The sequence below is a fragment of the Halomonas sp. KO116 genome, from assembly GCF_000734975.2.
Classification (GTDB): Bacteria; Pseudomonadota; Gammaproteobacteria; order Pseudomonadales; family Halomonadaceae; genus Vreelandella; species Vreelandella glaciei.
In genome coordinates this window covers 2,742,821-2,755,753 of the sequence record NZ_CP011052.1, presented here as the reverse complement: position 1 = coordinate 2,755,753, position 12,933 = coordinate 2,742,821, and the positions used below count along the sequence as shown (strand labels likewise).

The 12,933-nt window shown below is 55.9% G+C and carries 10 protein-coding genes; 1 reads left to right on the top strand and 9 read right to left on the bottom strand.

What is annotated here, in order from left to right; genetic code table 11:
- The first annotated feature begins 3 nt into the window (after nt 1-3).
- Nucleotides 4-1,890, top strand: coding sequence for a monovalent cation:proton antiporter-2 (CPA2) family protein (locus tag KO116_RS12730; RefSeq protein ID WP_035566084.1), 1,887 nt, complete (start codon nt 4-6; stop codon nt 1,888-1,890).
- A gap of 323 nt (nt 1,891-2,213) precedes the next feature.
- Here KO116_RS12730 and KO116_RS12725 read toward each other — a convergent pair whose 3' ends face one another.
- The 9 genes from KO116_RS12725 to KO116_RS12685 all read right to left on the bottom strand — a co-directional run bounded on the left by KO116_RS12725 (nt 2,214) and on the right by KO116_RS12685 (nt 12,904).
- The gene (locus KO116_RS12725; protein ID WP_008956745.1) at nt 2,214-2,834 is read right to left on the bottom strand and encodes a LysE family translocator; all 621 of its coding nucleotides are present in this window, start codon (nt 2,832-2,834) and stop codon (nt 2,214-2,216) included.
- 186 nt (nt 2,835-3,020) lie between these two features.
- Nucleotides 3,021-3,584 carry a hypothetical protein gene (locus KO116_RS12720; protein ID WP_035566081.1) on the bottom strand — a complete coding sequence of 188 codons (564 nt, stop codon included), beginning with the start codon at nt 3,582-3,584 and terminating at the stop codon, nt 3,021-3,023.
- A 61-nt stretch (nt 3,585-3,645) separates the two neighbouring features.
- Nucleotides 3,646-4,470: a class I SAM-dependent methyltransferase gene (locus KO116_RS12715; RefSeq protein WP_035566079.1), complete on the bottom strand. Its 825-nt coding sequence runs from the start codon at nt 4,468-4,470 to the stop codon at nt 3,646-3,648.
- A 6-nt stretch (nt 4,471-4,476) separates the two neighbouring features.
- On the bottom strand, nt 4,477-6,198 hold the full coding sequence (locus KO116_RS12710; protein WP_035566076.1) for an AMP-binding protein: 1,722 nt from the start codon (nt 6,196-6,198) through the stop codon (nt 4,477-4,479).
- An 88-nt stretch (nt 6,199-6,286) separates the two neighbouring features.
- Nucleotides 6,287-7,192: a hydroxymethylglutaryl-CoA lyase gene (locus KO116_RS12705; protein WP_035566073.1), complete on the bottom strand. Its 906-nt coding sequence runs from the start codon at nt 7,190-7,192 to the stop codon at nt 6,287-6,289.
- Nucleotides 7,193-7,201: 9 nt separating this feature from the next.
- The gene (locus tag KO116_RS12700; protein WP_045812131.1) at nt 7,202-9,283 is read right to left on the bottom strand and encodes an acetyl/propionyl/methylcrotonyl-CoA carboxylase subunit alpha; all 2,082 of its coding nucleotides are present in this window, start codon (nt 9,281-9,283) and stop codon (nt 7,202-7,204) included.
- Nucleotides 9,280-10,104 carry an enoyl-CoA hydratase/isomerase family protein gene (locus tag KO116_RS12695; RefSeq protein WP_035566071.1) on the bottom strand — a complete coding sequence of 275 codons (825 nt, stop codon included), beginning with the start codon at nt 10,102-10,104 and terminating at the stop codon, nt 9,280-9,282. Before KO116_RS12695 ends, KO116_RS12700 begins: the two co-directional genes overlap by 4 nt.
- A gap of 12 nt (nt 10,105-10,116) precedes the next feature.
- Complete coding sequence (locus KO116_RS12690; RefSeq protein WP_035566068.1) at nt 10,117-11,724, bottom strand: carboxyl transferase domain-containing protein; 1,608 nt, start codon at nt 11,722-11,724, stop codon at nt 10,117-10,119.
- A 10-nt stretch (nt 11,725-11,734) separates the two neighbouring features.
- The gene (locus KO116_RS12685) at nt 11,735-12,904 is read right to left on the bottom strand and encodes an isovaleryl-CoA dehydrogenase (protein ID WP_035566066.1); all 1,170 of its coding nucleotides are present in this window, start codon (nt 12,902-12,904) and stop codon (nt 11,735-11,737) included.
- Between the last annotated feature and the right edge of the window lie 29 nt (nt 12,905-12,933).

Genomic DNA, 12,933 nt, shown 5'->3' with positions numbered 1-12,933 from the left:
ACGATGACCGGCTATTTTATTCAAGCCTTTATTTATCTTGTCGCCGCGGTAATTGCGGTTCCCCTTGCCAAACGGTTTGGGCTGGGCTCGGTACTGGGTTATTTGGTCGCCGGGGTAGTGATTGGCCCGATCCTGGGGCTGGTGGGCCAGGAAACCACCACTATTCAGCATTTTGCGGAATTTGGCGTAGTGATGATGCTGTTTTTGGTCGGCATGGAGCTCGACCCGAAAGGGTTATGGGCGATGCGCGTTCGACTGCTGGGGCTAGGGGGGCTTCAGGTAGTGCTAACCGCTGCTGCAGGCACCGCTATTGCTTTGTGGCTAGGGCTAGTGATGCAAACTGCCCTGGCGGTGGGGCTCATTTTTGCGCTCTCTTCCACGGCGATTGTGCTGCAAACGTTGAACGAGAAGGGGCTTGCCAAAACCGAAGGGGGCCGCAGCGCCTTTTCGGTGCTGCTGTTCCAGGATATTGCCGTTATTCCCATGCTGGCGCTAATTCCGCTGCTGGCACTTCCCGAGTTAATGGGCGACGTTAGCGATGATGGACACGCCAGCTTAAGCCTGGTCGCACACTTGCCCGGCTGGGCCCATGCCTTGGTGGTCGTGGCGGCCATCGCGAGCGTGATAGCGGCAGGCTACTATTTAGTGCCCCTGCTGTTTCGCTATGTGATTAGTTCTGGCCTGCGCGAAGTATTTACCGCCACGGCCCTGATGCTGGTCATCGGCATTGCCGCGCTAATGAGTTTGGTTAATTTATCGCCCGCCCTCGGCGCGTTCCTGGCCGGGGTGGTACTTGCCAACAGCGAATTTAAACACGAGTTGGAAGCCAATATTGAGCCCTTCAAAGGCCTACTGTTGGGGTTGTTCTTTATTACCGTGGGGGCAGGTATTAATTTCTCGGTGCTGGCGGCCGAGTGGGGCACGGTTCTCTCGTTAGGCGTGGCCGTGATCGTGGTAAAAGGCGTGATTCTGCTCGGCTTAGCACTGCTGTTTCGAGTGCGTGGCAGCAATGGCTGGCTATTCACCCTGGGCCTTGCCCAGGCAGGTGAATTTGGTTTTGTGCTGCTGACCTATAGCGTACAGAACAGTGTCATTCCAACCGACATCTCCCAGATTCTCTCCCTAGTGGTGGCGCTCTCAATGTTTTTGACACCGCTACTGTTTATTGCTTACGACCGGTTGGTTCTGCCGCGCTACCGCAGTGCCAAGAACGACAGTCGGGAAGCTGACGCAATAGAAGAGCAGGCCCCGGTGATCGTTGCGGGCGTAGGGCGGTTTGGACAAATTATTTGTCGCCTGCTGCGCGCCAATAATATTCCTATTGTGGCGCTGGACCATGAGATCGAACAGATTGAAAACCTGCGCAAAATTAACATCAAAAGCTACTTTGGCGACGCTAGCCGCTCCGATTTGCTCGAAACCGCTGGTATCGAGCATGCCCGGTTAATCGTTATTGCCTTGGACGACCGCGACCGCGCTGTGCACATGGTCAAGCATGTGAAGCAGTACTATCCGCATGTCTGGGTGCTAGCCCGCGCCTTTGATCGCGGCCATGGCTATCAACTGCGAGAAGCAGGGGCTGATGACGTTGTCAGTGAAACCTATCATTCCGCTCTGGAGCTGGGCGGCCACGCACTAACGGCGATGGGTGTCCACCCCATGCGGGCCAAGCAAATGACCTGGGCGTTTGTGCAAAATGAGGATGCCCATGAGGACGAGCTGTTTGAAGCCTGGAAGGAGATCGAGGGGAGTATTAGCTTCAGCCCCCGCTACGGCGAGCTGTTTATGAAGCTGGAAGAAGCGCTGAACAGTGCAATGCAACAAGAGTGGCACGAGCCCCAGCGCGAAGACGTGCCGATCTGGACGCCACCTGAAGAGGGTAAGCAATGAAACAAAAAAGTTAACAACAAGAAGGTAACTGCCAAACTTTTAAAATAGGCGGGTCGTGGGAAAACCTCCATTGTTGACTTACTAAGACAAGCATCGACGACTTGAACAACGCCTGACAATCGATGAGGTGATGCCCCGATTAATCGCTATCCGAGGTCATTGGACAGTCTAACAACCCGCAATTAGACGCTACTAGAGACAAGCTATAGATACCTCCTTGTTGTGGGGACAGTAGAGCGGACAGCTTCCATTACTGAATTATTCAGTAGGCATTGAGCGCGCATTTGCCGCTGATGAAAACAAGCGCAAATATTGAGGCGATATTACCCTGCCGGGCGTCGCATAACGGTCATCAATAACCCGGCACCAAACAAGCTACCGGCGCCGCAGCGGTGTAGCAGTCGCCGAAACTTGGCGGTCATTAGTTGTCGGCTAGTCGTCGACAACAGTGTGTAGCCGAGATCCGAGATAACACCCATTATAAGAAACGTAGCAAATAAAATTGCCAACTGCGGCGCTAAGGGCTGAGTTTGGTTAATAAACTGCGGCATGAACGCCATGAAAAACAGAATGCTTTTGGGATTTAGGAGTGTCACCCAAAATGCTTTCGCGGTGCCTTGTTTGACGTTGGCTTCCGAGGTTTCCAGGTCGTTCAATTGGCCGGATTCATGCCACATTTTAATACCCAAATAAAGCAGATAGAGAACCCCTAGCCATTTAACGATGGCGAATAGATTCGCCGATGCCATCAGCAGAGCGCCGACGCCTGCAAACGAGAGTGACATGGCCACCAGATCACCTAAGAAAAAGCCGGGCAACATTGCCAATGCGGCTTTGCGGCCTTGATTGATACCGGTCGTTACCAACAGGGCAACGGCGGGGCCGGGAGATGCGATGATCAAAAACGACGCCAGCACAAATGATAACCAAAGCTCAATCGACATAGCGTTAAACTTCCAATTGTTGAATTATTGACTATATCTTGCGTCACTAGCGGCTCAGCTTGAGCGTTCGTGCCCCTGGAGCGACAAAATGCCAACCGTCTATGCAATGACGCGATAGTCTGGGAGGAATAGCCGCAGCTATTTTTAATGTAATCATTAACGCATTTTTTTTGAAAAAAATGAAATTCAAAACGGCAAGTGCAACGAGGCGCTTAGCATAGTGAGGTGTTCAAGTGTGGGGGAGTTGATACGTTCGTATTCCAGTCGGCTAACAAGCCGATTGACCGTTACGGTGGCACCGAAGCCTTGCAGCATCGCGGTGCCACTTTCATCGGCACCTTCCACATCGCTTTCACCGCGCCATTCGGTGATGCCGGACTTCGCATAGACGCTAAAGGCGCCCATGCGAACACCGGCGACAATGGCGCCGCCTAAACTTAAGGTATCCATGATCAGCGGATTAACACTGGACGAGGTGGAGATTTCTTCGCTTTCCCGGTAGGCGATTTCCGCGCCAATATCCAGTTGAGGAAGCCGCCAGGGGCTGAAGCCAGCTGTTACGCGGAAGCCGCTGGAGTAGTTGTCCAGGCTTTGCAGGTCGCTACCTTCCAGGATAACGCCGTTTTCAAGCTGCATAAGTTCGCTGTCGGGGGCGGTATAAGCCATCACCGGCGGGTTATCGTCGGCGTAGCTGCTAAACCAGGGAACAGAACAGCACAGCAGAGTAATTGCCAAGCGTTTCATTGGCATTTCTCGTACACCTATTGTCGTATACGTATGGGTAGAGAAAGAAAAGCTATTCCTAATCAGGTTAGCAACTGACTTGGATTTCCACCACTTTAATTGCGCCGTTGGCTAGGTTATCGACTAAATTTTTACCCATGGTGATAAAGCGCTCGCCGAACACCCATTGAGGGGAGAGCACCGCTTGGCGTGGCGTCTGCTCTTTTTGGCGCTGACGTTGGCGCCACTCCAAGGCTATTTCGCTCCAATCTTCAACATGTTCAAGCACAAAGCCGCCCGTTTCGAGCAAATGGGTTAATGACGTTAAGGTCAGTAGGTGCGAGTGCTCAGGAGAAGCCGCCCATGGCACTGGATAGCGAAGCTGTGCCACGTAGGGGCCGCTGACAACCTCGTGCATGACCAACTGGCCGCCAGGGCGTAGAACTCGCCGACTTTCTGCGAGTACCCTGGCAGCGTCAGGCATATTCATCAGGCTGTGCTGAAACAGTACGGCGTCAAAACTGCTTTTAGCAAATGGCAGGGCGCTCGCGTTACCGGTCACCCAGGCAATAGGGGGTGATTCAGGCTGGTTTATTCGTAAGCTCAATGCTTTGTTTAATGCACTGAACCTATGGGTGATATCCAGCCCGGTCATTTGAAACCCTAGCGCCGCGCCTTGGCGCATTAATCCACCTAGCCCAGCGCCAATATCCAGTACTTTGCCATGGGTGTTAGGACTGAGCAGTTCAAGCAGCCGAGTAGAGGCCGCTACGCCGCCAATATGCAGCTGATCCAGCGGGGCGAGTTGGTGGAGTGTGGGGCCGTCGGGGTAGTGGGCATCTATTTGTGTCAGAATTTCATCAGCGCGCAGGGCGCGCTGATAGTGATCCGCTAAACGGTTGGGGTTGGTCATTGCGCGTTATGACTCTTGATCCAAGCCTGATTCTTGATCTAAACCTAGTTCCTGAATCGAAATTTCGCGCATTTTGAATTTCTGAATCTTGCCGGTGACGGTCATCGGGAATTCATCAACGAACTTGAAGTAGCGTGGAATTTTGAAGTGAGTGATTTTGCCTTTGCAGTACTCGCGCAGCTCTTCACCGGTGACTTCGCCCGCAGTACTGTTGAGTTTCACCCAAGCAATCAGCTCTTCGCCGTACTTCTTATCCGGTACGCCGGTGACCTGTACTTCGGAAATCGCAGGGTGGGCATAAAGGAACTCCTCAATCTCTTTGGGATAAACGTTCTCGCCGCCGCGGATGACCATATCTTTAATGCGGCCCACGATCTGGATATAACCCTCTTCATCCATGGTGGCCAGGTCGCCGGTGTGCATCCAGCCTGCTTCGTCAATCGCTTCGGCGGTGGCTTTATCGTTGTTCCAATACTTCAACATCACGCTATAGCCGCGGGTACATAGTTCGCCAATTTCACCGCGGGGGAGAATGCCGCCGTTGCCGGGGTCGACAATTTTATTTTCCAGATGCGGTTGGGTGCGACCCACGGTGGAGACGCGCTTCTCGATGCTGTCATTGGCGCCGGTCTGGGTAGATACCGGGCTGGTTTCCGTCATGCCGTAGGCGATCTGCACGCCTTTCATGTTCATCTTGCTGATGACCTGCTTCATGATTTCAGCGGGGCAGATAGAGCCTGCCATAATGCCGGTGCGCAGGGATGAGAGATCGGTGCCAGGGAAATCCGGGTGATCAAGCTCGGCGATAAACATGGTTGGCACGCCGTAAAGCGCGGTAGCTTTTTGCTCGTGCACCGCCTTGAGCACCTTACCGGGATCAAAGCCTTCATCCGGGTAGATCATGGTGGCGCCGTGGGTCATACAACCCAGGTTGCCCATTACCATGCCAAAGCAGTGGTAGAGCGGCACTGGGATCACCAAACGGTCTTCGCTGGTAAAGCCCATGCTTTCCGCCACGAAAAAACCGTTATTGAGAATATTGTGGTGAGAAAGGGTCGCGCCTTTAGGGAAGCCCGTGGTGCCTGAGGTGTACTGAATATTAATGGCGTCATCAAATTGCAGCGTTGCTTGCAAGTCATCAACGTCGGTTTGGCTAACCTTGCTGGCTTCGTTCATCAGGTCAGACCAGCGCCACATACCGCTCAGTTTTTCGCTGCTTAAATTAATAATGCACTCAAGGTTAGGCAGTTTTTGCGACTTGAGTTGGCCTTCAGTGCACGTGTTGAGTTCTGGTGCTAATTCATACAGCATGGCGCTGTAGTCAGAGCTTTTGAAGCTGTTAGCGGTGACCAGAAAACGCGCGCCGGATTGATTCAGCGCGTACTCCAGTTCATGGGTGCGGTAAGAGGGATTGATGTTGACCAGAATGGCGCCAATTTTGGCGGTGGCAAACTGTGTTAACGTCCATTCGCTGCAGTTAGGTGCCCAAATGGCCACCCGGTCACCCTTATTGACACCGATAGAGAGCAGGGCGCGGGCGCAGCGATTGACCTCTTCCTGAAGCTGGCGGTAGCTCCAGTGAATATTCTGGTGTAGCACAATCAGCGCATCGTTATCTGCATGTAGGGTGGCGATTTGATCGAATTTGTCGCCAATAGTCATGCCCAGAAGGGGCTTGTCCGCCATGCTGCTGGAGTAGCTGGGTTGGGTAAGAGCAGGTGATGCCATGTTAAATCTCTCCGATGTCTTTTTTTTATCTAAACGGGAAGGCAGAGAATCGTTAGCCGTACTGTTTTTTTATTATTAATGACTAATATTAACTTCTAGGGCCTTTAGCCAGGGCGACTCTGGAGCTGGGTTTACGGCCGAGCTCATGAGTAATCCAGAAACCGGTATCAATCACGGCCTGTAGGTCGATACCCGTTTCTATGTTCAGCCCTTCAAGCAAATAGAGCACATCTTCAGTAGCCACATTGCCTAATGCCCCTTTTGCGTAAGGGCAGCCACCAAGCCCAGCAGCGGCTGAATCAATAACGCTAACACCCTCTTCAAGGACGGCATAAAGATTTGCCAGTGCCATGCCGTAGGTGTCATGGAAGTGGGCCGCCAGAAACTCAATGGGCACCTGCTGGCGTGTCGCCTCAATCATGCGTTTAGCGGCCAGCGGCGTGCCGACGCCAATGGTGTCGCCTAACGACACCTCGTAGCAGCCCATCTCATAAAGCGCCTTGGCTACTTCAGCCACTTTGGCGGGAGCGATCTCGCCTTCGTAGGGGCAGCCCAATACACATGAAACGTAGCCGCGTACGCGAACGCCCGCATCGCGGGCGCGCTCTAGTACGGGTTCAAAGCGCTCCAGCGACTCGGCAATGGAGCAGTTAATGTTCTTTTGCGAGAACGCTTCTGACGCCGCACCAAATACCGCGACCTCTTCAACACCCACGGTTAAGGCGTTTTCAAGCCCTTTTAAATTGGGCGTAAGCGCGGAGTAAACCACGCCTGGCTGGCGTGTGATGCCCGCCATCACCTCAACGGCGTCGCCCATTTGTGGCACCCACTTGGGTGATACAAAGCTGGCGGCTTCGATGTGCGTGATACCTGCTTTAGCAAGCCGCTCAATCAGAGCAATCTTAGTCCCGGTGGGCACAATGGCCCCCGGCTCATTTTGCAGGCCGTCACGGGGCGACATTTCAAACAGCTTCACAGAAGTAGGCAGTGGCATCAGTGACTCCTATTCGTTGGCCGCAAAGTCGAGTAGCACAGCGCCTTGGCTAACCGTGTCGCCCGCTTGGAAATGGAACGCATCCACGCTGCCATCGGCGGGGGCAGTCATGGTGTGCTCCATTTTCATGGCCTCCATGACCATTAGCGGCATGCCTTTTTCAACCGCCACGCCGGGCGCCACAAGCAGAGCCACCACCGTGCCATTCATGGGCGCAGTCAGCGTGGACTCCGCTTCGTGGTGACCGTGGTCGATGGCATCAATGCGCCGCCAGAACAGGCGGGTTTCACCGCCGGGATCGGCCATCACGACCACATGACCATCTCGGCACGCCTGCAAGCGGCGGCGGTGACCATTCAAGGTAACGGCAACCGCGTCACCGGTGAGCGGCTGCAGGCTCGCGGTTAGCGTTTCATCGCCGATGGTGAGGTTCCACAGCGATTCGCCCGCATTGCGTTTACCTTCGACGATCACTACCGCGTCATCACTGTCAGCGGCTTGAACATTCGTAGGATCACACAGCGCAATGCGAATGGTGTGTGGCGCATTCAAGCGGAAGCCGTCGTGGCGATCCCAGGGCGAGTCGCTTTCGCACTCTTGAGCAAGTTGATTCAGACCAATCAGCGCCGCGCTGGCGTAGGCCTCCATGCTGTAAGTGCGGGGAGCAAACAGCGTCGCTTCGTTGCGTTCTATAAAGCGGGTATCCAGCTCCACGTTCTTAAAGCCGGGGTGGGTCGCCAAGCGCATTAAGAAGGCACGGTTGGTCACGACACCTTGTACATCCAGCGCCGCCAATGCGCGGTTGAGTGTAGCCAGCGCCGCATCACGATCGGCGCCGTGAACAATCAGCTTGGCGAGCATGGGGTCGTAGTGCATTGACACTGCATCGCCGCTCTCCACACCGCTGTCCAAACGCACCTGATCTACGCTTAGACCAGCACCTTCTAAATCCAGCGCGAAACGGTTGAGCAGGCCGGTAGCGGGCAGGAAATCCTGATCCGGGTCTTCGGCGTAGATACGCGCTTCAAAGCTATGGCCGGTAATCGTCAGCTCATCTTGAGAGCAGGGCAGTGGTTCGCCCATGGCGACGCGCAACTGCCACTCGACCAGATCCTGGCCGGTGATCATCTCAGTGACGGGGTGTTCGACCTGGAGGCGAGTGTTCATCTCCATAAAGTAGAACGAACCATCAATGTCTAGTAAAAATTCGACGGTACCTGCGCCCACATAGCCGATTTCCTGGGCGGCGCGTACGGCAGCATCGCCCATGGCGCTACGCAGCTCCGCCGTCATGCCGGGGGCGGGGGCTTCTTCGATCACTTTTTGGTGGCGCCGCTGAACGCTACAGTCCCGCTCGAACAGGTAAATGCCGTTGCCGTGGCGGTCGCAAAATACCTGCACTTCCACATGGCGGGGCTGCACCAGATACTTCTCGATCAGCATCCGGTCATCACTAAAAGCAGCTTTGGATTCACGGCGGCAGCCATCTAACGCGGCTTGAAATCCATCACCGCTTTCCACTACGCGCATGCCTTTACCACCGCCACCGGCGCTGGCTTTGAGCATCACCGGGTAGCCGATTTTGTCGGCTTCGCCGCGCAGCAGAGCGTCGTCCTGATCGTCACCATGGTAGCCCGGCACCAGCGGCACGCCCGCATTGGCCATACGCGCTTTGGCGGCGGATTTGTCGCCCATGGCGGCAATCGCCGAGGCGGGCGGGCCAACAAAGGTAATGCCCGCTTCTTCAAGGGCTTTAACGAAGGTACCGTTTTCGGAAAGAAAACCGTAGCCGGGGTGAATCGCGCCAGTGCCGGTGCGCTTGGCAGCTTCGATCACCGCATCGATATTGAGATAGCTTTCCCGGGCGGCGGCAGGCCCCAGGCGAACGGCCTCGTCAGCCTCGCGTACGTGGCGTGCGCTGGCATCGGCGTCGGAGTAAACCGCAACGGTTTTCAGGCCCATCCGGCGGGCAGTACGCATCACCCGGCAGGCGATTTCACCGCGGTTGGCGACCAGAAGCGTGTCAAAAGGCGTCGTGCGAGCGGCTTTTTCGGCTCTTTCGTTTTTTTCAATAGGGGGTGAATGACTCATGAGCGACGCTCCGAAGCGTGGGGTGTGTTATTAGAATCGGCCCAGGCGGGGCGGCGCTTTTCAAAGAAACTGGATAAACCCTCTTGCCCTTCTTGGCTTACCCGCAGTTTGGCGATCACCTGACAGGTATGTTCGCGGGTGGCGTCACTGTCAGGCGCTTGAGCGACCTTGGCCATCAGCGCTTTGGTGGCGCGCTGGGCTTGGGGCGAGCCGGCTAACAGAGTGGCCAGCAGGGCGTCCACTTCGTCGTCTAGCTTATCGTGCTCCACCACTAGATGGACTAAACCCAGCGCGAGCGCTATTTCGGCGTCCACGACTTCTGCGGTTAACGCATAGCGGCGCATCTGGCGCTCGCCTAGGGCTCGCTGCACGTAAGGGCTGATGACTGCGGGCGATAGGCCTATTTTGACTTCCGAAAGGCAGAATTTGGCTTTACCCGAGGCGATCACCACATCGCAGCAAGCGGCCAAACCCACCGCGCCGCCAAAGGCGGCGCCTTGCACACGGCAGACGGTAGGGCAGGGCAGCGTATCCAGGCCGTGCATAAGTGCTGCCAGCTTGCGGGAATCGGCGACGTTATCTTCCAGGTCGTAATCGACCATGCGCTTCATCCAATTTAAATCGGCACCTGCGGAGAAGCTTTTGCCTTCTGAACCCAGCACTACCGCGCGCACATCGCCTGCTTCAGCCAACGTATGCAACTGGTCAAGGTGCGCGTTTAGCTCAGCGATCAGGCTGTCGTCAAAAGCGTTATGCACCTCGGGGCGGTTTAAGGTCAGGCGCGCCACACCCTTTTCTATAGTCAGCGTTGAGTAAGCCATGGTAAGACCCCCTTACATCCGGAACACGCCGAAGCGTGTCTCTTCGATTTCTGCGTTCATCGCGGCAGCTAAAGAAAGCCCTAACACATCGCGGGTTTGCAGCGGATCAATCACGCCGTCGTCCCATAAGCGGGCGCTGGCGTAGTAGGGGTGGCCCTGATGCTCGTACTGGTCGCGGGTGGGCTGCTTAAAGGCTTCTTCATCCGCTTTGCTCCACTCGCGGCCTTCGCGCTCATGCTGTTCGCGCTTAACCTGGGCCAGGACACCCGCTGCCTGCTCGCCGCCCATCACTGAAATGCGCGCGTTGGGCCACATAAACAGCAGGTTGGGGTCGTAAGCGCGGCCACACATACCGTAGTTACCGGCGCCGAAGCTGCCGCCAATCAGAACGGTGTATTTGGGCACCTTGGCGCAGGCCACGGCAGTCACCAGCTTGGCGCCGTGCTTGGCGATGCCCTCGTGCTCGTACTTGGAGCCGACCATAAAGCCGGTGATGTTCTGCAGGAAGATCAGCGGAATCTTGCGCTGAGCGCAGAGCTCGATAAAGTGCGCGCCTTTCACCGCGCTTTCGGAAAACAGCACGCCGTTATTGGCCACGATGCCCACCGGGTAGCCGTGAATATGGGCAAAGCCGGTGACCAGGGTTTCACCGTAGTAGCGCTTGAACTCATCAAAGTCGGAGTCATCGACGATGCGGCCAATCACTTCGCGCACGTCGTAGGGCTTTTTTAGGTCGGTGCCGACAATTCCATACAACTCAGCAGGGTCAAGCTTGGGTGGCTTGGGTGCCTGCATGGCAAGCTGGCCACGCTTTTGCCAGTTCAGGCGAGAGACACAGGCGCGGGCAAGCTGGAGCGCATGGGCGTCGTTTTCGGCGTAGTGGTCGGCCACCCCGCTGACCTTGGCGTGAACATCTGCCCCGCCCAGATCTTCAGCGCTAATGCTTTCACCGGTGGCGGCTTTTACCAAGGGCGGGCCACCGAGGAAAATCGTGCCTTGCTCTTTGACGATAATCGATTCGTCTGCCATGGCTGGCACGTAAGCGCCGCCCGCCGTGCAGGAACCCATTACCACAGCGATTTGCGGAATGCCTTCAGCCGACATGGTCGCCTGGTTATAGAAGATGCGCCCGAAGTGGTCGCGGTCGGGGAAGACTTCGTCCTGACGGGGCAGAAAAGCGCCGCCGGAATCGACCAGATAGATGCACGGCAGACGATGCTTGCGGGCGATCTCCTGGGCGCGAATATGCTTTTTCACCGTGAGCGGAAAGTAGGTGCCGCCTTTCACCGTGGCATCGTTAGCGACAATCACACATTCGACGCCGGCAACACGGCCAATGCCGGTGACCACGCCAGCGGCGGGAATTTCGCTATCGTAAATGTTGTGCGCTGCCAGGGCGGAAAACTCTAAAAACGGCGAACCTTCATCGATCAAGTGATCGATGCGGTCGCGGACAAACAGCTTGCCGCGGCTTTCGTGGCGCTCTCGGGCTTTGGCACCGCCACCCTGGGCGACGGCGGCGGTCAGTTCCCGCAGTTTGTTCACTTCACCGAGCATTGAGGCTTCGTTGGCTTGAAACACGTCGCTGCGCGGGTTGATCTGAGTAGAAATGGAACTCATGACAGGGCCCTTACTTACTTTCGGTGAAGAGTTCGCGACCAATTAGCATCCGCCGAATCTCGCTGGTGCCCGCGCCGATTTCATACAGTTTGGCGTCGCGCAGTAGGCGCCCGGTGGGGTACTCGTTGATATAGCCGTTGCCGCCGAGTAGCTGAATGGAATCCAGTGCGACCTGAGTGGCCTTTTCGGCACAGTAGAGAATCACACCGGCGGCGTCTTTGCGGGACGTTTGGCCACGGTCGCAGGCACCGGCTACGGCGTATAAATAGGCGCGGCAGGCGTTCAGGGTGGTGTACATATCCGCCACTTTGCCCTGCACCAGCTGGAACTCACCGATTGACTGGTTGAACTGTTTGCGCTCGTGGATATAGGGCATCACCACATCCATGGCGGCCTGCATAATGCCGATCGGGCCAGCGGCCAGTACGGTACGCTCATAGTCCAACCCGCTCATGAGTACGCGTACGCCTTTGCCTTCTTCACCGAGAATGTTTTCAGCGGGAACGGCGCAGTCCTGGAATACCAGTTCACAGGTGTTGGAACCGCGCATGCCCAGCTTGTCGAGCTTCTGGGCGGTAGAGAAACCGGGCATGCCTTTTTCGATAATAAACGCGGTGATGCCTTTGGAGCCGGCGTCTGGATCTGTTTTGGCGTACACCACCAGCACATCGGCATCCGGACCGTTGGTGATCCACATTTTATTGCCGTTAAGGATGTAGTGATCGCCATTCTGCTTGGCACGTAGCTGCATCGAGACCACATCCGAGCCTGCGCCGGGTTCCGACATGGCCAAAGCGCCCACGTGGTCGCCGCTGATCAGCTTGGGGAGGTACTTGGCTTTCTGTTCGGGGGAGGCGTTGATCTTGATCTGGTTCACGCACAGGTTGGAGTGGGCGCCGTAAGAGAGCGCGACCGATGCGCTGGCCCGGGAGATCTCTTCCATGGCGATACAGTGGGCGAGGTAGCCCATGCCGCTGCCGCCATCTTCCTCTGAGACGGTGATGCCCAACAGGCCCATGTCGCCAAACTTCTTCCATAGGTCGTTAGGGAATTCGTTATTGCGGTCGATTTCGGCAGCGCGTGGAGCAATCTCGCTGGCAGCAAAGGCGTTGACCTGCTCGCGTAACATGTTCAGTTCGTCTTCGAGGCCAAAATTGAGTTCTGAGTAGTGTGAAAACATGGTCAATCACCTGTGCTGATTATTTGTGT

Coding starts and splice junctions, on each gene's coding strand:
- KO116_RS12730 (WP_035566084.1), top strand. CDS start 4: ATGACCGGCTATTTTATTCAAGCCTTTATTTATCTTGTCGCCGCGGTA.
- KO116_RS12725 (WP_008956745.1), bottom strand. CDS start 2,834: ATGTCGATTGAGCTTTGGTTATCATTTGTGCTGGCGTCGTTTTTGATC.
- KO116_RS12720 (WP_035566081.1), bottom strand. CDS start 3,584: ATGCCAATGAAACGCTTGGCAATTACTCTGCTGTGCTGTTCTGTTCCC.
- KO116_RS12715 (WP_035566079.1), bottom strand. CDS start 4,470: ATGACCAACCCCAACCGTTTAGCGGATCACTATCAGCGCGCCCTGCGC.
- KO116_RS12710 (WP_035566076.1), bottom strand. CDS start 6,198: ATGGCATCACCTGCTCTTACCCAACCCAGCTACTCCAGCAGCATGGCG.
- KO116_RS12705 (WP_035566073.1), bottom strand. CDS start 7,192: ATGCCACTGCCTACTTCTGTGAAGCTGTTTGAAATGTCGCCCCGTGAC.
- KO116_RS12700 (WP_045812131.1), bottom strand. CDS start 9,283: ATGAGTCATTCACCCCCTATTGAAAAAAACGAAAGAGCCGAAAAAGCC.
- KO116_RS12695 (WP_035566071.1), bottom strand. CDS start 10,104: ATGGCTTACTCAACGCTGACTATAGAAAAGGGTGTGGCGCGCCTGACC.
- KO116_RS12690 (WP_035566068.1), bottom strand. CDS start 11,724: ATGAGTTCCATTTCTACTCAGATCAACCCGCGCAGCGACGTGTTTCAA.
- KO116_RS12685 (WP_035566066.1), bottom strand. CDS start 12,904: ATGTTTTCACACTACTCAGAACTCAATTTTGGCCTCGAAGACGAACTG.